Raw genomic sequence first — 19,586 nt, forward strand, 5'->3', positions numbered from 1 at the left:
TCACCGTATGCGGTAGAGGGGCTCCCTCCTCACGTTTCTTTTTTACCTTGCAGCAGCCGGTTTCCGGCGCAGGCGTCTACGAACCTGTTCGTTGGTTAAGCCGATGCTAAAACCTTCAATGTATCCCCACGAGAATACAGGCTTCAGATCGTCGAATGGTAAAGTAGCTCGTTGACCCTTGCGATCAAGCTGTTTAACCTCTACCTCAACCAAACGATTAGGGAGGATGTTTACAATAACGACTAACTCCCCCTGAAGCTCACCACTTTGCGGAACGTACGCGGTTTGTCTTGGCAAAGCAATCACTCCTGAAAATTTATTTATTACCCCACGCTCAAGTCGAGCGTAATCTGATCGTCCGGACGCTGATAGCCGAGGAGATTGTATTTAAGATCGTCGAGCCATAAGGAAAAGCGGTTATGCGGGATCGCTTTTCGTCCATCGCTGGTGCGGACCTCGAAATAGTAATGATCTTGCACAGGATAGAACGAGAACCGCACTCGTTTCTCTTCCTTGACCCATATCCGCGGCGCGTTTTCACGGTACCCATATAACGGCGGCTTAAAATCCTGAGTGTCGAGAGCAACCTGCAGCCAGTTTACCGTCGTCGGTACGTGGCTGTTGACCGTGATGAACCAGTCAGTAAGGAGCCGTTCGAGCGGCCCTTTATCCACGCTACCGTTCACGCCGGTCCAACGGATCCAGTAGTACGATCGGTCACGGCTGTTCATCCTGTCCCTTGCCTCGATTTCCAGCTTGTGTTCACCGGCGGAGCGGGACCAAATGTTCCGCTTGCCCTGCGAGAAGCCTGCAAGTTGCAGAACCGGGGCGACAGCTTCCAACGGAGCGTCAACAAACCATTTGAATGCGATATACCGCAGTCGCATGTTTTCACGCTCCTATCCGGAAGCCTTGGGTAATGGCCGTTCCGAGCGGGAGTACCCCGCAGTATTTGCGGCCGGCCGCCAGGATCACGACATTCGCGACATTCATCCCCTGCTCGCGCAACTGTTCGTTGATCAGTGACGACCATACATGCAGTTCGCCTCGGGAGAGCGACATGACGTTGACGGGAACGGGAGTATTCCCTTCCGCCAGCGGCATGATGCCGTCTCCGGTTAAGGAGTAAATGGAGTCCCCGAGGCAGTACGCCTTGAGCAAGAGCTCGTTCATCCGGGTTTCGAAACCGCCAAGGTTCATGAGTAAGCAGATTGGCTTGCGCTCAGATTTCGTCATCTCTATTGCCCCTTTCGTACAGCTCTATGCCGTAATGGAATACGTCCCAAGTTTCAGCGGAACATTGTGCTTCTCGAACAGAGCCAGCAGCGCCGCTTCATAGGCGTCTGCATCCCGTTCGGGAACTTCCTTTCCGCGGCTGCCGACAATGACTTTCAGCGGTTTGGTCTTAACCACATCGAAGAAGATGCAGGCTTCCGACCCGTCCCGCTCCACAATCGCAACGCCGCCGCAGATCAGGCTCCGGTTGAGCTGAATCGATACTTTTTTAATCATCTCTATGGCCTCCTTCGGGCATAAAAAAAGAGAGCCTCCGCCCTCTTCGCCCCCGTATTCTCGTTCACGCGCTCGATTTCAACGGAGTGTTGAACTTCTCGATCAACTTCTCCAGCGTTACTTCGATTGTCCCGTACACTCTGTTTTGATTGAGCAACTGGACGTAACGATCGATCAATTCCATAAAATCGACTTCAGTCCCACTGATGTCCGTTACGATCAAGGTTCCGCCGTTGAATTTGCGATGGCATGTAAACATGTCTATTGCTCCTTTCAAAAGTCCTGTGTCTTAGCCAAAAATCAGTCGATCGATAATGATTAGAGTGCCGATGAAGTAGCTGATTAACAGAAGCAGTTTCGTTTTGTCGGCCTTCTTCGTAGGCATGGACCTCAATCCTTTCGTTGTTTTTATTGCCGAAAATGAAAAAAGCCCCGGGAATGGATGACGCAAATGCGCTCCATACCTGGGGCTTCCCCTTCCTATTGCCTGCCTAGTTGCTGATGTGCGGCGCGATAAAATCCATTGGCTTGAAATGCTCTTTGAGCTTCGCCAACGAGACCGTTACATCTCCGACAATGCCATGCTTCTCCAGCAGCATTTTGTAGCCGTCCACGATTACTCCGTCCGGAAGCTGCGTCAGCACTTCGCATTCGCACTTCCTTGCTGGAATATCGGAAACGGTCAGGGTGCCGCCTTCAAATGCCTGGGATTTCGTCGTCAGCATTTCTTTGTACTCCCCTTTGCACCGGTCACAATGAGTCGTCATACGCAACGCCTCCTTCTGACCTTATTTTATCACGGTTTTCGCATTCTCCCAAAAAAATCAGTTTGATTCGAAGGATTCGATGAGCGGAAGATGACGATGGGCAGGCGGGTAACACGTAACCACCTTAAAATGCTTGGAAGAGAGCAGTCCGACGACCACAATGAACCATTCCCCCTGCAAATCCTTCCCAAGAATGAGACGGCTCGGGGCGACGAGGCCAGAGGATCGGGATTCCCGCTTCCGGTTATCTTCGCTCGAATAGCCTTCGACTATCCTTCCGTTAAAAATCGCAACCGCAATGTCGATCTGCGTGTAAGTACGGTTCGCGTACTCGTCATTGGCAAGCCGATCATTGAGGTAGTGATCCGCGATTTCGATGACAAAGCCATCGACCCCGCCGTTCACCGCCTTGCGGATGCACTCCAACTCGTAGGACCAGTTTTCCTTGCGGTAGTCCATATCCCTATTACCCCCCTTGCTGATGGATTGGATCAACAAAAAAAGCCCCGAACGCAAAAAAGAGCACACCCATAGAAAGGTCTGCTCCGAACTCTTGCATCAAGGCACTTACCTATCGTTGTCGTGTAAGGACAACATGCTCCTTCTTCACTGAAATACAGCAGCGAAGACAAGTAATTGGTTGATTCGTAATACATAAATTATAGCCTAATCATGGAAATGGGGCAATAGGACGGCCGTACCTGCCAGGCTCCACGCATCGAAATTCCATCTATGCGTTTATTCGTGTGAAGTCGAGCCTATTGTGATCCATATACAGATTAATCGATACGAACTTCCTTTTTTCGCATTACAGCAACGGAATGGCTCTAATGCAACTTGTCATATTCAGGCTCTGAGGAGCTGTCGATAATACGCCTCAGCTGTCGTCCCAGATCAATGGCGTCAGCAGTTGCTCAGACATCCATCGCGTTTGTTCTTTGAGCTCTTCCACCACTTCGGTCTGCGGTATTCCCCGTTCTCTGAAATGATGGAGATGACCAAATAAAAACGCATAAAACAAATTCATGGCCATAATCTGAAAACCAAGTATTGCTTCAATGGCGGTCAGATGATGCACGTAAGCGTGATCCATGTGCCAGTATGTCTTCAGGTCGTGAAACCCCATGTTTTCAATGTCCCATCTTGCCGCTGCTATTCGAGATATCGTATCCGTACCGGCAGCACCTTTATCGATTGTGGTCCCTACCCATCGTTCCAATATTTCAGTTTGTTTATGTTTAATGCCGCCAACAATCACGTTTCGCTCTGTCATACGTATCATCCGAATCATCCGAAAAGGGACACGTAGTTGCTCCCAACTGGTAAAGTCCTCCTCATCCCATGCCTGCACCAACACCTGGTTACCGCTTGAGTCCTTTTCCAGCCAAGCTACATCCGGCGATCTCGATTCAAACAGCCCTCTTGCATCCTTCATGATTCGTCGTCGTTCTTCCTTCATGCGTACCACGACGTGTTGGTGATGATCCAAAGCCTCGTGAATCAACGGGGCCTGCGCATACAAAGCGTCGAGCGTCAGCACATCCGCTAGAACGCCGTGTCGCTCTGCACTTTGGTGAATGAGTCGCATGGCCGCAGCAACTTCGCCTTCCGCTTTATCCGACCCGTCCTTCTTTTTTAGAAGCTCAGCTCCATAAACAATTCGCGGGTCTCCTCCGACCTTCTGCAGAAACACCGCCCGGTGAAAATACTCGGTTTCCCCAGTCGACAGTTTCCTCGTTAAACATTCGTTGCAGCAGCGGCTTTTACTTGCAAACAGCTCCACTCCGTCGATTGCAGCCGTCCGCCAACCGTTGATGGCACCTTTCCATGGTCCCTTGTTATGTTTGAATTTAGCGATAAACAACTCGTGGTTAGCCCGGTGGCTCTCTAAGTCCCACTTCATTAACGCTTGCCTTGCCGCATCATGTGACGGCATCTTTTCCTTAGCCGGTACAAGCTGTCGGAACCGGCCTTTCTTCACATTCCGGTCCAACTCCTCCATGCTGCGCAAGCGAAACAGAAAGAAGAAGAGCATAACCACGAAAATCGTTGAAGAGCTGATATTTGGGTTACGTCTTCCGTCTTTTGCCTGCTTGACCATTGTTCTAAGTTGGTATATTTTGGAGGAGTGAGAGACTAGTTCTCTTGCCCACTGTCTGGTCACAGTGGCCTCACCTCCTATGGTTGGTTGCCATTAGGAGGTTTCTCTATTTAAGCCGTTTCCCCCTCCAAAATTGCCAATAAAATTTGGATTTTCTTTATTTTCGACAATACCCTCGCAACCTTACTCCCACATGGCTTTAACGATTCATTTTTGATTCAGGTGCGTGGAGCCTGCCGTACCTGCGCCGATCCCATTACCCCTAAAAAATACGTCACATGTTGAAAAATGCGTGTATTGGAGCGTATTTAGGCTGCTCCGAAGCCTTGTCCCGCTTCAGCGCTTCCCACAGGTCAAGGAGTGCTTCATCGTCACCGCGAAGCATCCGGACGTTCAGAAGGCGAATCAGCAGCTGGTGGAGCGGGTCTTCCGTCGAATGCCCACGGTGCAACTGGAAGAATACGTCCTCGTGCCGGAAGATGACCATCTGTGCGAATGAAACCTGCTGTTCGCTCGGGAGCTTGTCCGGCATGAGAATGGCTCGAAATAGGAAGAGGTCGTCTGCCGGTTGTCCGGCCATTTGAAACCATTCCCGGACGCCGGTAAAGGCGATTTCAAGATTAAGCATGAAGTAGGTCTCTGTTTGAAGTTGACCGACCATCTGTACATTCATCAGTATGTCCCCCTGACGTATTGAACGTTCGATACGAATAAGTCCTCATCGGTACCGCCTGTTAGGGTCACCATAATAGCGGAGGGCAAGTCCTTCACGTACATATCGGGGGCTTCCGTCTCTCCGCTATATCCATAGTTTATCACATTGTTGTAATTCACCAAATTGATGATTGGCTTGTTGAACGTCGGATCCATCAGATTGGATCGGGTCACGACCTCATGCGAGGTGGTGGCCCCGGTAAGCGGATTTCTCACCGTTACCGTTCTTCGGTTTACCTTCTTGGCGTAGTCTCCGTAAACCTGCTGGATACCGAAAACGAACGTTACCGAGCCATCCCCGGCGCCGCCCCCGCTTCCGCCAAAGAACGGAACATCTGCAAATGGCTGCCCTGTCTCTGGGTCGATGCCTCCGTTGGCGTCTAGGATAGCGAGGTTTTGACTACGAATTATCGCCTTCAACTTGTTGGCGTACTGGCTGTCGGTCGCATAGCCGGCGCGCTGCAGCTCATTCGCAAATGCGTACGGATTCTCCTGGGCGAGAGCAAAGCGGTATCGCGGATTCTCCAGGAGAAAGTCGGAGTGATCCGCGAAGGATTCAAGCACGCTGTCGTATGCGCGGAACACAGCAACGGTACGGACGACTTCGCCGCCATACTCCTCGTTTGTCTCGGCAGAACAGGTCGGACCGTCGTACCCCCGGTTTGCTTTGATACCGAATACGTTGTTGCAAATGCTGCTATTGCCGTAGCCCGATTCAATCGCAGCCTGCGCGAGCGTGATGCTTGCAGGAATTCCGCTTCGGCGTTCCTCCTCCTGCGCTGCGGCAGCGTATTTCATGAAGAACGGGTGTGTGAGCGAGCCGAGGTCGGGTGGCACAGTAACGATCTCCGTGTCCTGCGGCGCCTCGGTTTCCGTGCCGTTTCCGGTACGTGATGAGACATGTCCGCCCCCTAATTTACGAATGGATACTGTTCCCGTTGTGTTGAAGGCGGGAGCGGGAGTCTCCATGTAGACCCCGCTCAAATAGAGCAGTTTCCTGGATCGGTAATCGTAGTCCCCGCTCTCAGTCGTCCATCGCACCTTGTCCATCGCCCGGAACGCCTCCTTGCTAGCGGCGTCCGTCGCCTTCGACATCATCATGATAAACATGGTCGGGTCAACGGGATCGGCGCCGGTGGGAATCCATTCGTAGTGCAGGTGCGGCCCTGTCGATTTTCCTGTGTTTCCCGACAAGCCGATAATTTCGCCTCGCCGAACCGCCTGGCCGGGGGTGACAAAAGCATCGCTGAGATGCAAGTACCGGGTCGTGGCATCGAGCTCGGGATCCGCACTCTTCACCGCAACATAGATGCCGGCATTGTAGTTGCTTTCCGTTGAATTTGAAGACGGATAGCTTACGGTTGTGACGACCCCGTCGAACGAACTGATAATTGGCGTCCCGACGGGAAGCCCAAAATCGATCCCGTTGTGAAACGCCGTTTTTCCGGTTACAGGGTCGGTCCGCTCCCCGAAATCACTCGTAAGGATTGTTTCTATGTCGCGGTAGTAGATTTGGGGCGGCACCACCCGCTCCGTAACAAACGCTGACGATGAAACCGACGTATTGTTGGAAACCATTGTCGCCAACAGAAGGAAAAAGAGATAAAGCCCGAGGATGACGGCGACGATGATCCAGAAAATCGGATTCGTTAAGACGGTGGATGCCAGCTTTTTCATCCCGCGCCGTTTCAGCTCTTCGATGACGCGCTGTTTCAGCTGCTCCCCGTTCAATCCCCCTCTTAACGCATCCCCTATGACAACCTTGGGATCAAGCACAGCGTTCTGCTCCCTCCCAATCAGTCAAGCTGTTTGAGCGTCCTGGTCTGCTTGCGCCCGCTTTGCGCCTTCTTCGCGACAGACTGCTCGATGTTCTTGTTTGCGGCGGATACGTCGGCTTGGGGTAACCGGCCGCGCGCCTTTTTCATAATCTCTAGCGACGCCTGCATATCGTCAAGCCCGCCGGTGACCTCTGTTGACACTTTGTTCTTCAAGTTCATGACGACTTCCGTTTTCGCATTGGTGTCGATGACGAGTCGCATGTCTTGAAGTTCGGCAGACGTAAGGTTGTTTTTCAGGTTTGCGCGGGAGGACTCGATCTTGTTTTTCAGCTCTGGATTGCTGATCTTGACGTCCTTGATGACGAGCTTTGGATCGGTCACGTTCGTCGCTGTGATCAGAAGCGGCGTCCTCGTCGTATACGAGATGGCGCCCGCAGCATTCATCTGTGCAAGCAAAGGCGCCGGAGGAATGTCTCCTGCCTTCGGAAGCGGGGGCATGTTCTTCAAGATCGAAGCGGGATTTTGGAGCGGGTGCGGCTTGAACTCCACAACGTCCTGAACGCCGCCGCCTTGAATTGCTACCTTCCGGAACGCCTCGTTCGCCTTGAGAAGTCTCTCCTTCTGCTCCCCATACTCCGGCATGGAATGGAAGTGCGAGGCTACCGCAATCCGCCCATTCCTCGAAAGCATAGTTGTATTGACCTTCTGCGTCGTGTTAAGTCCCGCTTCCTTGAAGCGAGCATCCATCCCTTTGACGAAGTCGGTATGACGGACCGGTTCGCCGGTCTCGATTGACGTGTCCACCGCATTTTTATATTCCGTCTTGTATCGCTGAAACAGTTGAACCATGACAAAATCATCGACGGCCGTCTCCAGTTTACGGTTACGGTTAAGCGTCTTGGCTCGGCTGAGTTGATTCACAGCTGATTTCGGTCGATTCACCATAAACGAGCCAGCATCGCGGATCGCGTTCTCGTTCGAATACAAGGTCGCGGCTACCTCTTGATCGTTCATATCGTCACGCACACCCTGCATAAGAACGGCGGTGCGCACGTCTCCCCCATCTGCTTTGATGGCGGATAGGCGGGTCTTCTCCTCTTTCCACTCTTTGTCCATCCCGCGGAATGGATTCTTTGTGCCAACCCGAAGGTTTTCGTTGACCTTTTGAACGAACGGCGAGTATTGAACCGGTCCGCCGTTTTCTGTCGCCAGTTGTTCGGCAGCTTGTTTTTCACGCTGGTAGCGAAGCATCATACTCGCTGTCGTCGCATCGTTAATGTTGGTGTCCGCCGTGCTGAGCGCGGATGGCTTAAAGGTGCTAGGCACTCCTTCATGCTCTTTGCGGTTAAAGAAACTGCTCACTCTGCTAGCTGCGCTGTTATACACCGTTCGTGTGACATTTCGTTGAAGTGCATCCAGTACCGTAGATTTCGGTCGTGCTGGCATGGGGATATGCCCTGCCGCTTTGCTGAACACTTGTCCTATTTCATTGCGGTACTTGAAAATAACAACAACGACGATCGCTTCGACAATCAGCGCCGTGAACCAACCGGCTCCAGAATCATATACCACGTCATACGCTTTATGACCGAACACGAGCGATAGGCTGAGGAAGAACATGACGAATGCGGTCATAACGCTCAGGCCGATCAACTTGATAAACTGCTGCCGCATGGAGTTGAATCCCGCTTCCCTGCCAGGGAGAAGTGTAGCGAGCAACGTGACCGACATAACGCCTGCATGGATAAGCAGCTTCAAGCGGTAGAAAATCGATACGACCGCCCAAAACAGGAATAGGCCAAGGATAAACGCCCCAAAGATGAAGTAGCTCGTGATGATGATCATTTGCTCATTGGACCGTTCGCGCGCGACGGCAGGATATTTTGATTGGGCCTTTTTGAGAGCTGCTTCCCGCTCCGGTGAGAATGGGTCGGTGGCAAGCACTTCGCGGAGTGTCTTTTCATCCTTCGTCCGCACATTCGGATCGTCAAACTGCAGCATCGCGTAAGGGCGAACAACGAGTTCATTCCAGACTTGCTCGGAAATTACCTTAACGCCGACGTTGGGATTCGTATTGAGTCCGGTCGCTTTCGCCAAGCCGGAATACATGAGGCCGCCGATTTCATTGCCGACACCGTTGAAAAATTTAATGACCGACCCCGCATTCGCGAAGAAACCGAGACAAATGACGAGTGCCATAACGAAACCAACAGCAGACTGGTAGCCGTCCATATATCGGCCTCGAAGCATATTGAACAGGATGTAGAGAATCGTAATCATGGCGAAAGTACCGAACAGACTCCCCCATAAGCCGTTCCCCAACGAGCCGTTCTTGACGCCTGAAATGCTCTGGATAATCTCCTCCGTCGCTTCAATCAACTGATCCATAAACGAGAAGGTAAACGCTTGGTGCGTCAGATACGTAAACAACCGCGTCCCTTGGACAAGCACATAAAACACGGCGCTAAGCATATGATCGTAAACCCGTACAATACCATCGGAAGCCTTTGCACCGACTTGCCAGAACGAACGTTCCGGCAAGACAGTCTGGAAAGCGTAATGGGAAGCGCCGTATTTGTTGTATAGCGCTTCACTGCTGCCAACATCAGGAACCATGCGATCAATGGACGATTCCTTCTCGTCCTGTGTCGCAGCGTAAATGGTGGTTGGCAGAATAACTCCAAGTAACAGACAGCAAATCAAGCCAAGAAGAACAATTTTCACCCGTCGGGAGCGATTATTCGTCTTCCGGATCATCTGGCTCGCCTCCTTCAAGCCCCGCGGCTACGAGCTTGTCGTAGTGCGACTGGAACTGTTCGAGGATGGAGAATTCATTTTCCTCGTCCGGCGCCGCGGCCTCTTCTTCCCCCGCTTCCGGTGGACGCGTATCGAAGCAGTCGAATAGTCGTTGGAACACAACGTCTACGGTTAACACGCCGATCCGGCCGTATATGTCCTGCATGAGACATTGACCGTTCTCCAAGTTTTTGATGAGATCGATATTCTCTTGTGTATGCTCCAAGCCGAAGTATGACAGCGTGTTCTTAATCTTGGTCGTGTCGGAGTCGCGGAAGGCGAATTTCATCCCGATGTTACCCGCGAGGTCGCCCGCGACGTCCGTTGCGTTCTGCGTCGCAATCCCGAGACCGCCATTCAGAGAACGTCCTGTCCGAATGACGCGGTCCGCCATCTCCTTACCGATCTGAGTACGCAGAATCGCCCACGCTTCGTCCATCTCCGCTAAGGTGAAGACGGAGCGGTCAAAATAAACGAACGTATCCATGAAGCGGCCGATCGAGTACATGACCGCGATGGACATTTTCTCGACGAGAGAATACGTCTCCGGCGGCTTCTCGACAGGAGGCATTTTAAGATTCTGCACTTGCAGGATGTTCATCGCATAGTCGAGATTGATCGTCTTCTGTTCCCCGTTGCCGAACAACAGCTTTGCAAAAGACAAGTCGCTGAAGCTTTCAAGCACTTCCGCGACGACGGCGGCCGGCGGGCGGGTTTCCCCCATTTCCCGAAGAACCTCGATGCACTTCATGAGGTACGGTCTCGGTTCGGAAGCGACCTTCATAACGGACTGGGAGATATAACTGTACTCGACCGAGTTGCTCTTGACAGACGCCAGGTACGACAGAATGTCCATCGCTGCTTCTTTGGCATCCTCGATGTTTTGAAGCATAACGAACGGATCGAGCTTGCCTTGGTCTTCGGCTGAAGCGGACAGCGTGGCGACTTGGATTTGTCCCTTCAACTCGGTGAGCATTTCCGGCCAATGGCTGCGCTCGCCTTTCGGGTCGAAGATCAGCGTCTTCCCCCCGGTCACAGAGTTCTGGTAACCGAGCAAGTTCAGCAAGACGGATTTACCGCCGCCGAGCGTACCGCTGATGGTAAATGACGGAGATCGGTTGATTTGGCTTGCATGCCGCAGGTCTACGAATACCGGACGTTGGAGAGAACCCGTCGTTCCGATATACAGGCCGATACCGTCCCCCAACATTTGCGTTGCGCCAAACATGCCTGCCGCAAGCGTTTCGGGTGGGATACGCTGGATGTAATCCGAAACGTACCGGGGAGAACCCGGGATGAAATCATTGAACAGCAGCCATTGATCGCCGGCCGGCAGTTCTACATGAATATTCCCGAAGTCGCGAAAATGGTCTTGCAGGATCTTTACGTTACTTTTCAGCAAATTGATGTCCGTATGGAACAGACCAAATGTAACGTGCGTGATGAACGTTGGGTTTTTGCGCTTTTTATATTCGTCTTCAAGGTAGAGCGCCTTTTCCTGCTTCTCCGCGAGATCGATCGGAATCGTCGCTCCCGCTTCCTGGACATTTTTCACTTGGTTGTCGATGTCGGTTTTTTTCTTGGAGAGCTTTTTTAACGCTTCTGGCGCCTCAAGCACTTCGCATTTGATGCTCATTTGTACCGGGAACGGAAGGGTCGCTGCGCTATACAGCCATTCGCTCCCCGGCATATCCATATTGTCGGGCAATTCCGAAACGGCAAGGTACGCATGGTAGACCACTTGGTCGTCCCCATCATACGGCTGCGTGATCTTTACACGGCGCGGATGGGAGCAGTCGATATCGGCTTCGGTGAGCGTAATAACTTGGCGGGAGTCGTACAGGAACGTATCGAGACCGCCCCGCTTCCCTTTTTGCTTTTTGGGCGACCACGGCTTCTCGCTCGTAGAGCGAAGTACCGGATCTGCAATTCCCCACCAGAAGTTGCGTTTGATCAGCCATTCCGTCGTGGCCGGCGTACCCCTCCGCACTTTTATACGTCGCGAGATCCGATCGAATATCTGGCGTTCCTTGATCGAATAGGCTTGGAATTCGTGCTCGAAAATCTCCGGCTCGTTCAATCCGGATATATGTTCGATGAAACGCTTTGGATGGAGCACCATCTTCTTCACTTCGGTATAGGCGTTTCCGATCTGCTCGACAAGGTCTTTATCGTCGCTCTTTGGGATATAGACGATGACGTAGGGACGATACTCCGCGTTGTTGGAACCATCTGTGGTGTTATAGAGCTCATCGAGGTGTTCTTCCAGTGCAGAGACGTAACGATTACCCCATTTCTTGAGCGGACCGCTATTTCGGGTGCGTAGCTGCTCGTGATGTTTGGCTATGTCGTGGGACTTCGGAAGCCAGAGAATGTGGAATTGATCGGTCAACATGCTCAAGAATGACGTCTGCGCGATTAGGCGATCAATCTTCTGTTGATCACTTTGATGATCGTACACGAACGGCTCTAGCTCGTAGATCGCCCACACTTGCTTATTGTGGTTAAAGAATAGATTGCCTTCAAAATATGCGATTGGAAACTCAATCTGAATCTTGTTTACCTTACTTGGAACGGAAACACTCAAGGATCAACCCTCCTCATTAAACAAAAGGAGCGCGGCTATGCGCGCTCCCGTTGAGTGCGATACACCACTTTGCTACCGTAGGCATAACGCTTCGTATGCTGAATTTGCCGATATCTGCGCAGGTGTTTCGGCCGCATCCAATGAAAGATCATGGACAGCAGCCATTTGTGCGGTGCTTTACCATCGAGCTTTTGCTTCATGATCAGCCAGGTAGATGCAAACGGAAGGACTCCGTAGACATACCCATCGGGGATGAAAAATAGAATCTGTCCGACGATCGCCCAAAAGATCAAGCATGCGAAGAATGTACCCACTGCACGAACGTTGGCGGGTACCGGCAGCTTCTTACCCTCGAATGCATAAATGACCCAATCCCACGTCCAAATCTTCGTGTAGTTGGATACGGTGACACGAGGGGATTCGTGCTGCTTCTCGGCCATCAAATGCTTCCCCCGAATACCTGGTCAAAGAGATACTCACCGAGTTTCTTTACGTCATTCCAGTTGAGCAGAATGGCTACAACAAGTGCAATGCCGACAAAGCTCATCAACTTCATCCAATCTCGTTTAATCAGATGATAGCCGCCAATAAGCGCAAGGATACCGGGAATAACTCCGCCTACGTTTTCCGACAACCAGTCCCCCAACTTTTTGCCAGGCCCATCAGCTGCAAATACTGGGGTAGCGATGCTCATGAGAACGACGGACAGTAAAAGTGCACGAAGTACGATATCCTTTTTCAAAAATTTCATAGAGTTAATCTCCCTTCATCATCAATTCGTATTTTCCGCGGGAGCGGGTTGTTGTGTCGACGCCGGCGACGGGGTGTTCTGTGAATCTGTATTGGCCTCGGCCGGCAAGATCTCCTCACTTTGTGGGGATTTCAGAACATAGAGACGACCGTCTTTCTCGACTACATCGAATGACCATGCGTTTGTGAACGATTCTTCGATATCGCTTTTGACGATTACCGATGCAGTGATGCGCATTACCTCACTTTGTCCTTCCACTCGATGCAATCTGAGATCTTCGACAGAGTCGAATACGAAATCGGATTTGATCAGCGTAGTAGGCGCATCGTTCGCATTGTCGTAGAAGTACCGGAGCTGACTGACATTTCCTTCGTACCAAGCACGCAGGAAGCTGCTGGCTAATTCGGTTGCCATCTCTACCGTCGGAGCATCGGAAACGGATGGTCCAATCGTCGGATCGGTTGCATCGGCTTTCGGTGGTTCGGTAACGAAACGGGGGTACGAACGGATAACCATGCCTTTGTCGGTAACCGTAACCGGCACCACCATGTAAGCCTTCTTGATTGCTATGCCGTTGACCGGCGCTGAAATTGGCGTTGCGATCACTGCATCATTTCCGGTCGCAGAAGAAGCGTCATTCGAAGCCGGAGGGATCTCCACTTCTCTTCGAACCATGACCGTTACCTCAACCCTGTTATCACTCAGTTGCTTCGCGTCATACACTTCGGTTGAAAGTACGCGGCTTGAACCTTTAATATCGAGAGACTTTAACCCCACATCAGAATCAATTCCTGAGACGAAAGGAGCCAGTCTCTCCGACCGTTCAGAGAAACTGTTCTTTGACCAGGTGAAATATTCGGATGCAAAGTCTGCAGCAAAACCTTTCACCTGTTCCTCGATCACCGGAGCGGTGTTCCCTTCAATGATCGTTTGGTTGATTACCCGCTCCCCTCGCACGTATTCCATGCACCCTTTCGCGAATATAAAGCAGGCGAACACCCAAAAGCATGTTCGGATTACTTTCAAGCCCGCTCTCGGTTTGGGGGCTCTCTCTTTAATGGACTTGTCAGACTTCGGCTTTTTGGCGGTCTGCTTGTCCGTTAGTTCAGCGGCTGCGTCCCCCACTTCAGCCGGTTTACGTTTTGAAAAAAGACCCAAAGCAATATTCACCTCCTAACCCTAACGATGATTGGAATTGTTGCGATTCTTCGGATTAAAGACAACGCCAATGAAGAAGAACCCGACGAGAATGATGATAATGGCGTGTTCAGTCTTGAACCCCATGAACCACTCGCCCCACGAAACGAGTTTGTCCCACCAACCCGGAGCCCGTTCCGCAATCGCGGCAGTTGCATCGTCAATGACCTTCCCAATTCTTTCATGGGAATCGTCGTATCCGCCTGTCGCCGTAGGAGCGGGATCGGGGGCCACGGGCTCCGTTATCGCCGGGGGGCTTTCCGTAGGCTCAACCTCTTTCGTTGGACTACGGAATAAGATGACGGATGCGATCAGAAGTAGGAGCACCCCAACGCTTACCAGGACGACCTTTTTGTTCTTGGTCAACAACATCACCCCTAACACTTGTATATTAGTTAATCAATAATCTAACAAACCAATATATTATTTAATATACAACAATGGGAGCGGGAGTTGGCAACATTTTCTTGAATCTCTCTCTCAACCATTAGAGGACGATGCGATATCCGAATATGCGATAAGAATATCTTCTATGCCCCGTCCGGTAAGAACACGATGCCCCTTCCCAAATACTTTATCGGCCGCCTTGGTGATATTGTTCAATCTGGTCTTATACACAGCATCCGGAATGACGAAAGAAATGATCGCATTTCGGATGACTGTATTGGTGGATGTCTTAATCACGTCTCTGTACCGCTCCAGCTTTTTCTGGATGGAGACCTGCTCCGTATAAAAGGGAGACCTCTGCACCGGCTCGGTAGATCGGTCCAACTCAATGAAGAACAGCTGCTCCCCTATCCGTAAGATCGCGTCGGGACGAACTTCCATGACCCCGTTGTCTCCCCATACACTTTCGGATGGATACCAGTCCCAGTCGATGAACTGTTTCAAGTCAGAGAACTGTACCATCCATTTGTAACGGAGATCGAGGTATAGTCTCCCAAGCTCCCAATAGTGGTCTTTCTTTGCCCGCTCCATATCCACTTCCACTTTAGATAGCCTAGATTCCTCGGGAACCTCAAGCCGTTTCTCTACGATCCGCATCCCTCTTTGCGAGAGATAGTACCATGTCTCACCCGTAACACGACCTCTACGATGCGCCGGCATATCGATCAAATCAGGTAGGACGGATGTGGTTTCTACGAGCCCCCGTTGTTTCAGCCGTTTGAATGTCCGCCGCGCTTTTAAGACGGCCCTGTTCCGGTTTTTTTCTTCCATGGAGCGTCTTCCCACTTCGTCGGCTCTGGCGTATTCCGTGTAGTACAGTTCCGGTGTGTCCAAGAAGTAGGTGTCTACCACGACAGATTGAGGAAAGCAACGACACTTGTATAGGTCTACCAATAAGCGCCATTCCCTCTCCGTAAGCAGGTCAATCGTTTCCCCGATGGAGTAGTCTCCCCCTCCCCGCCTCCGTTTTCTGCCGCTTTCTTCTGACGGGTCGCTTCGATCGGAATAAACATTGTCGGCCATTATTATCAGCTCCTTCGTAGCCCATGAGTGGGTTTGGGTTGATTGCCCCCTTCAGGGGTATTAGTCGGGAATTCGTCATGCAGCGGACATGACGCCGCACGCGAACTTTTGGCTTCATAAAGCCGATTGTCACGGTCAATGTGCAAAGTGATTGATGAATAGATAGAAATTCATATAAATGGACAGCAAAAAAGACGATGAACGAAAGGTAATACGACCGATAAACGAACACATTGAAGCATGATGAATGAACACGGTGAACAAAAAATAAAGGACTCGTTTTGGAGACCCCTCCCTCCACTATTAGACCGCTCCCAATCACCTTTTATAGTAAAACACAGCCAAGAAGGAGATCAATTTTTTGGCGCTAGGTAGGCAGCTTCCGTCCCATTCTTGCTATCCTATGCCATCTTGATAGCTTGACAGGAAACAATAACCTCCTCAATAATTATAAGGCGGCGTAACGCAACGCTAATTTCACCATAAATGATTCCGGAAAATACTAGAATCATGCAGGATTTTTAACCCGTCGAGTCAAATAATATAGATAACGCAACGTAAGGATGCGTAAAATTTGCCCAGAGAAGCAATATTGACGCTGCGTTAAGACGCGTTAAATAAGCCCGTATTTATGCGGTTTTCTCGTAGAGCAGCTACGATAACGTAACGTTACGCGGCGTAAAAGGGGGTGAGTTGCTTGAATACCAATGGGGTATCTTATCCTGAAGATTTGTTGGAGTTTATCGCCAGGCGAATCCCACAAGAAATGACCGCTGTGTTTGCAGAAGTATGGAACCATAAAAGCGAAGGCGGCATCACGTGGACGAACCTAGTAAACAAAATTGGGGACCGCTATCTAGTTGAAAAGGCGCTGTTACTCCTTGAAACAAATGGGTTCGTGAATGTAGAGACCTCCCCTCTTGATCGACGGCAGAAAAAATACATACCCGATGAAATTCGAGGGCGGCAACTTGCGAGAACCTTGCGAAATCTCAAGGAACACCAAAATGAAGCATAGTATAAGGAGGCGTAACGTATGGAAATGAACCTTGGATTTATCACGTTGGAAGGCTTTATGCGGAGGAATGACGGTAACCGCAAGAAACTGAAGTTTTGTTTTATTGCTTGCGGTCAATTCGGCGGCCGGCAAGGCGATGAGTTTGCACGACTGGGACATAAGGTCTTTGCTCTCAATACCTCTGAGTCGGACCTTGCGGATCTAAAGGTCGTCGATAAGGAGAATATCCTCAAGCTGGACGGTTACAACGGGGCTGTCAAGGATATCGAGCGTGGACAAGCAGCTGTAAAGGATAACCGGGAGAAAGTGCTTGGGCTCCTCAATAACCCAGACGTTGTTGACGCTGATTTCGTATTTGTGATCGCCGGTATGGGTGGCGGAACCGGGAATGCAGCTGCACCTATTCTCCTTAGCAATCTCAGCCGAGTACGGAAACCGTTCAACGGTAAGCCTTCATTTGGGGCGATCGTTTCTGTTCCGGGGGCATGGGAAAAGCGAGGCATCAAGAAGAATGCTCGATGGGGGCTATCACATATCGACGACCTCATCAAAAAGAACGCTTGCGGTTCTGTCACGATCATCGATAACGATAAGCTGTTTAACATGACGGAAGGGATCCTCAGCGATACGGACACGAAGCTCGAATGGACAGATTACGGCAATAGCACACTCGCGGCACTGCTGACGGAAGTCGCTTTCCTTACCTCCCTCCCATCCAGTAAAACCTTTGACGAGGACGAGCTTCTTGACGTATTGAGCACGCCGGGGTATTTTTCGTCGGGCAAGTGCTATATCCATGAAGATGATCCCATGGAGGTTAACAGCTTGACGTCCCTGATCGCAAAGAGCTTCCGGGAATCACCGACTGCGAACGATTACGATTACGAACTGGATGCTGTTAATGGGTTCGTTGCTGTTGTACATCCGAAGCACAAGAACCCAATCGTCTCTGATTCGGAATTTCGGACGTTAGAGGAACGCTTTGGCCGGTATATCGCGAATGCGGAAAAGCCGCACTCCGGTTTGATTGAGAACAGCAACTGGGGAACGATTACGAGCCGCGGAAGAGTTCAGGAACCCGAAACTAATAAAGCCATCCTTTATACAGGAGTCGTTTGTTCCGCGCTCCCAGAACGGATTGCCAGAATGCTGCAGGAGATCGATCAGGAGGAACAGGAACTGGAGGCGAAGAAAAGCGAACGGAAAAACAAGCCGTCTTTGGATCTCTCCGCATTCAAGACGATTGCTAAGACTGAAGTGGCTGCAACGCGAGAGCCAGTAAACAGCGACTTCGATCTATTTGCCGAGACCGGCAAAGCAAACACTGCTGATGATGACGACAATTTCAAACTGTAAAGACGAAAACCCTCTCCCCTACCAATGGGAGAGGGTTTTCGTTTGTATGATAACGCAACGTAACGCATCGTAAATTGGCGACTACTGTAATACTCAAGAACCCAGTAATATCAAGGTTTTCGGTGAATGAGACCACCAGATTTGATACGTAAAGACGCGTTACGTCACGTAACGCGTCGTTAATTTTAGAGCATAAAAAAGCGGGGTACTTCATTCCCCCGCTAGTCTCCCCCACCAAATAATCCAAAAAATCCTCGTTTCTTCTTCTTTGCGAGCCCCCCAAGTTCATTACGCGAAATTACAGCCCACTCGCTCATTTGGTCCTTCATTTGCTGTTGGATCTCGCTCTTTGCTGAAGCCATAAGCTCTTCCAACTGCTCTTTCGCACCGGCGCTGGATGCCGCGACATGAGATTTCAGCTCTTCTTTGATGCTTTGTACGTTCTGGACAATCTGTTCTTGTTCTACATTGAGTTTTTCTTGGATTTTTGTCTCGATTTCATGAATAATTTTTTCGTCGCGCTGATCCTGGCTTGCTTTTAACGATTCGATTTCCGATCGAACGAATTCTTGAGTGCTCTCAGCGTGCTTTTGCAGTACCTGATCCAGCTGACCAAAGAATTGCTGCATTCGTTGTTCCATTCCAACGACTAACTGCTGCATTTCTTGGAGTTGGATGGCTTGTCCACCCGACTGGGAGACCGCTACAAGAGAGTTGGACCCCCCTTCCCCATCCGTGGGAGGGCTGAAACTACGTGTTGTCGGCCCCGCTTCCTGCATATGGAGAAGCATCTGTTTTATCTGGGTAAAGCTCAATTCGTACTCAGAATCACGCCATTTTTGAATTAGCCGCACCAGCTCCAGATGGCGGTCAGTATAAAAGCGGTTCTCGTGCGGATCGCGCGGCACCACAAAGGCTTCTCCGAGCTTCTCTTCCCAATTCCTAAGCGTATTTTGGGGCACTCCAGTCAATTCGCTAAATTCCTTGATCGTATACGCCTTTTCGTAAATAGATTCGTCCACTTTCTCCCTCCTTTCCTCTCCAATTCTATTGGAGACCCCCTCTCAAATCGTTGAGAGACGCATCCGAATAGCCAAGGACATACCTCTATGTTGAATTATATCTCACTCCTACTGCCGCGGGAAGTCTATTCTTTATAGGGGGAGAGCAATGCAAGAGCTTGAGAGAGGTATATATGCATAATAAGAGAGTGGTACACCTATATTGATAGAGTGGTATATGATTATTATTGGAGAGAGATACCTCTATTGTAAATACACCTACATGGTAAAGTGAAGAAGTGTATTTCCGTACGTGGATAGGGTCTCTCATAGGGTTGGAGGGGGCGATTCTGGACTTAGAGGGGGTCTACAATAGAGTGGGAGGGGGCTGATTTGGGGTTTGGAGGTACGGATCGCATCAGTTTAATACTATTTTCCGAGTGGGAGTGGTCTCCAATAGTGGGGGGAGTACCTTAAAGGTGCTGCCGATCTACTTCATTATCAAGCCAAGTAGGAAGAGTTGATGACAAGATGGGAT

Annotated in this window: 20 protein-coding genes; 2 read left to right on the plus strand and 18 right to left on the minus strand. The window is 50.6% G+C overall.

Translation table 11 applies throughout. The features are described 5' to 3' along the window. Positions 1-42 precede the first annotated feature (42 nt). The 17 genes from BN3277_RS02210 to BN3277_RS02290 all read right to left on the minus strand — a co-directional run bounded on the left by BN3277_RS02210 (position 43) and on the right by BN3277_RS02290 (position 15,673). A complete protein-coding gene (locus BN3277_RS02210; RefSeq protein ID WP_059040683.1) occupies positions 43-297 on the minus strand; it encodes a hypothetical protein in 255 nt (84 codons plus the stop codon). 26 nt (positions 298-323) lie between these two features. Next, positions 324-887 carry a hypothetical protein gene (locus BN3277_RS02215; RefSeq protein ID WP_059040684.1) on the minus strand — a complete coding sequence of 188 codons (564 nt, stop codon included), beginning with the start codon at positions 885-887 and terminating at the stop codon, positions 324-326. A 4-nt stretch (positions 888-891) separates the two neighbouring features. Beyond that, complete coding sequence (locus tag BN3277_RS02220; protein WP_059040685.1) at positions 892-1,236, minus strand: hypothetical protein; 345 nt, start codon at positions 1,234-1,236, stop codon at positions 892-894. Positions 1,237-1,260: 24 nt separating this feature from the next. Beyond that, on the minus strand, positions 1,261-1,512 hold the full coding sequence (locus BN3277_RS02225; RefSeq protein WP_059040686.1) for a hypothetical protein: 252 nt from the start codon (positions 1,510-1,512) through the stop codon (positions 1,261-1,263). 64 nt (positions 1,513-1,576) lie between these two features. Further along, positions 1,577-1,771 carry a hypothetical protein gene (locus tag BN3277_RS02230; protein ID WP_059040687.1) on the minus strand — a complete coding sequence of 65 codons (195 nt, stop codon included), beginning with the start codon at positions 1,769-1,771 and terminating at the stop codon, positions 1,577-1,579. 232 nt (positions 1,772-2,003) lie between these two features. After that, positions 2,004-2,279 carry a hypothetical protein gene (locus BN3277_RS02235; RefSeq protein WP_059040688.1) on the minus strand — a complete coding sequence of 92 codons (276 nt, stop codon included), beginning with the start codon at positions 2,277-2,279 and terminating at the stop codon, positions 2,004-2,006. A gap of 57 nt (positions 2,280-2,336) precedes the next feature. Further along, positions 2,337-2,738, minus strand: a complete 402-nt coding sequence (locus BN3277_RS02240; protein WP_059040689.1) for a DUF4258 domain-containing protein — start codon at positions 2,736-2,738, stop codon at positions 2,337-2,339. 418 nt (positions 2,739-3,156) lie between these two features. After that, complete coding sequence (locus tag BN3277_RS02245; RefSeq protein WP_059040690.1) at positions 3,157-4,443, minus strand: transposase; 1,287 nt, start codon at positions 4,441-4,443, stop codon at positions 3,157-3,159. A gap of 211 nt (positions 4,444-4,654) precedes the next feature. Beyond that, positions 4,655-5,053, minus strand: coding sequence for a hypothetical protein (locus tag BN3277_RS02250; protein ID WP_059040691.1), 399 nt, complete (start codon positions 5,051-5,053; stop codon positions 4,655-4,657). After that, entirely contained in the window at positions 5,053-6,870 is a 1,818-nt protein-coding gene (locus BN3277_RS02255) for a glucosaminidase domain-containing protein (protein WP_059040692.1), read from the minus strand. Before BN3277_RS02255 ends, BN3277_RS02250 begins: the two co-directional genes overlap by 1 nt. 20 nt (positions 6,871-6,890) lie before the next feature. Further along, positions 6,891-9,629, minus strand: coding sequence for a CD3337/EF1877 family mobilome membrane protein (locus BN3277_RS02260; protein WP_059040693.1), 2,739 nt, complete (start codon positions 9,627-9,629; stop codon positions 6,891-6,893). Further along, positions 9,610-12,255 (minus strand): ATP-binding protein, encoded by a 2,646-nt coding sequence (locus tag BN3277_RS02265; protein ID WP_059040694.1) that lies wholly within the window; start codon positions 12,253-12,255, stop codon positions 9,610-9,612. Before BN3277_RS02265 ends, BN3277_RS02260 begins: the two co-directional genes overlap by 20 nt. Before the next feature lie 35 nt (positions 12,256-12,290). Then, the gene (locus BN3277_RS02270) at positions 12,291-12,695 is read right to left on the minus strand and encodes a TcpE family conjugal transfer membrane protein (RefSeq protein WP_059040695.1); all 405 of its coding nucleotides are present in this window, start codon (positions 12,693-12,695) and stop codon (positions 12,291-12,293) included. Then, positions 12,695-13,006 carry a hypothetical protein gene (locus BN3277_RS02275; RefSeq protein WP_059040696.1) on the minus strand — a complete coding sequence of 104 codons (312 nt, stop codon included), beginning with the start codon at positions 13,004-13,006 and terminating at the stop codon, positions 12,695-12,697. Before BN3277_RS02275 ends, BN3277_RS02270 begins: the two co-directional genes overlap by 1 nt. Positions 13,007-13,027: 21 nt before the next feature. Further along, positions 13,028-14,164 carry a conjugal transfer protein gene (locus tag BN3277_RS02280; protein ID WP_059040697.1) on the minus strand — a complete coding sequence of 379 codons (1,137 nt, stop codon included), beginning with the start codon at positions 14,162-14,164 and terminating at the stop codon, positions 13,028-13,030. A gap of 21 nt (positions 14,165-14,185) precedes the next feature. Further along, complete coding sequence (locus BN3277_RS02285; protein WP_059040698.1) at positions 14,186-14,569, minus strand: hypothetical protein; 384 nt, start codon at positions 14,567-14,569, stop codon at positions 14,186-14,188. Between the two features lie 114 nt (positions 14,570-14,683). Then, a complete protein-coding gene (locus BN3277_RS02290) occupies positions 14,684-15,673 on the minus strand; it encodes a replication-relaxation family protein (RefSeq protein WP_059040699.1) in 990 nt (329 codons plus the stop codon). Positions 15,674-16,370: 697 nt separating this feature from the next. Between BN3277_RS02290 and BN3277_RS02295 the strand changes: the two genes are divergently transcribed. Together BN3277_RS02295 and BN3277_RS02300 are read left to right on the plus strand one after the other, a co-directional pair. Next, entirely contained in the window at positions 16,371-16,691 is a 321-nt protein-coding gene (locus BN3277_RS02295; protein ID WP_059040700.1) for a hypothetical protein, read from the plus strand. Between the two features lie 18 nt (positions 16,692-16,709). After that, entirely contained in the window at positions 16,710-18,047 is a 1,338-nt protein-coding gene (locus tag BN3277_RS02300) for an FtsZ/tubulin family protein (protein ID WP_059040701.1), read from the plus strand. Between the two features lie 221 nt (positions 18,048-18,268). Here the strand turns inward: BN3277_RS02300 and BN3277_RS02305 are convergent, their stop codons facing one another. Beyond that, positions 18,269-19,069 (minus strand): helix-turn-helix domain-containing protein, encoded by an 801-nt coding sequence (locus BN3277_RS02305; RefSeq protein WP_059040702.1) that lies wholly within the window; start codon positions 19,067-19,069, stop codon positions 18,269-18,271. Between the last annotated feature and the right edge of the window lie 517 nt (positions 19,070-19,586).

It is taken from the genome of Paenibacillus rubinfantis (assembly GCF_001486505.1).
Taxonomy (GTDB): domain Bacteria; phylum Bacillota; class Bacilli; order Paenibacillales; family Paenibacillaceae; genus Fontibacillus; species Fontibacillus rubinfantis.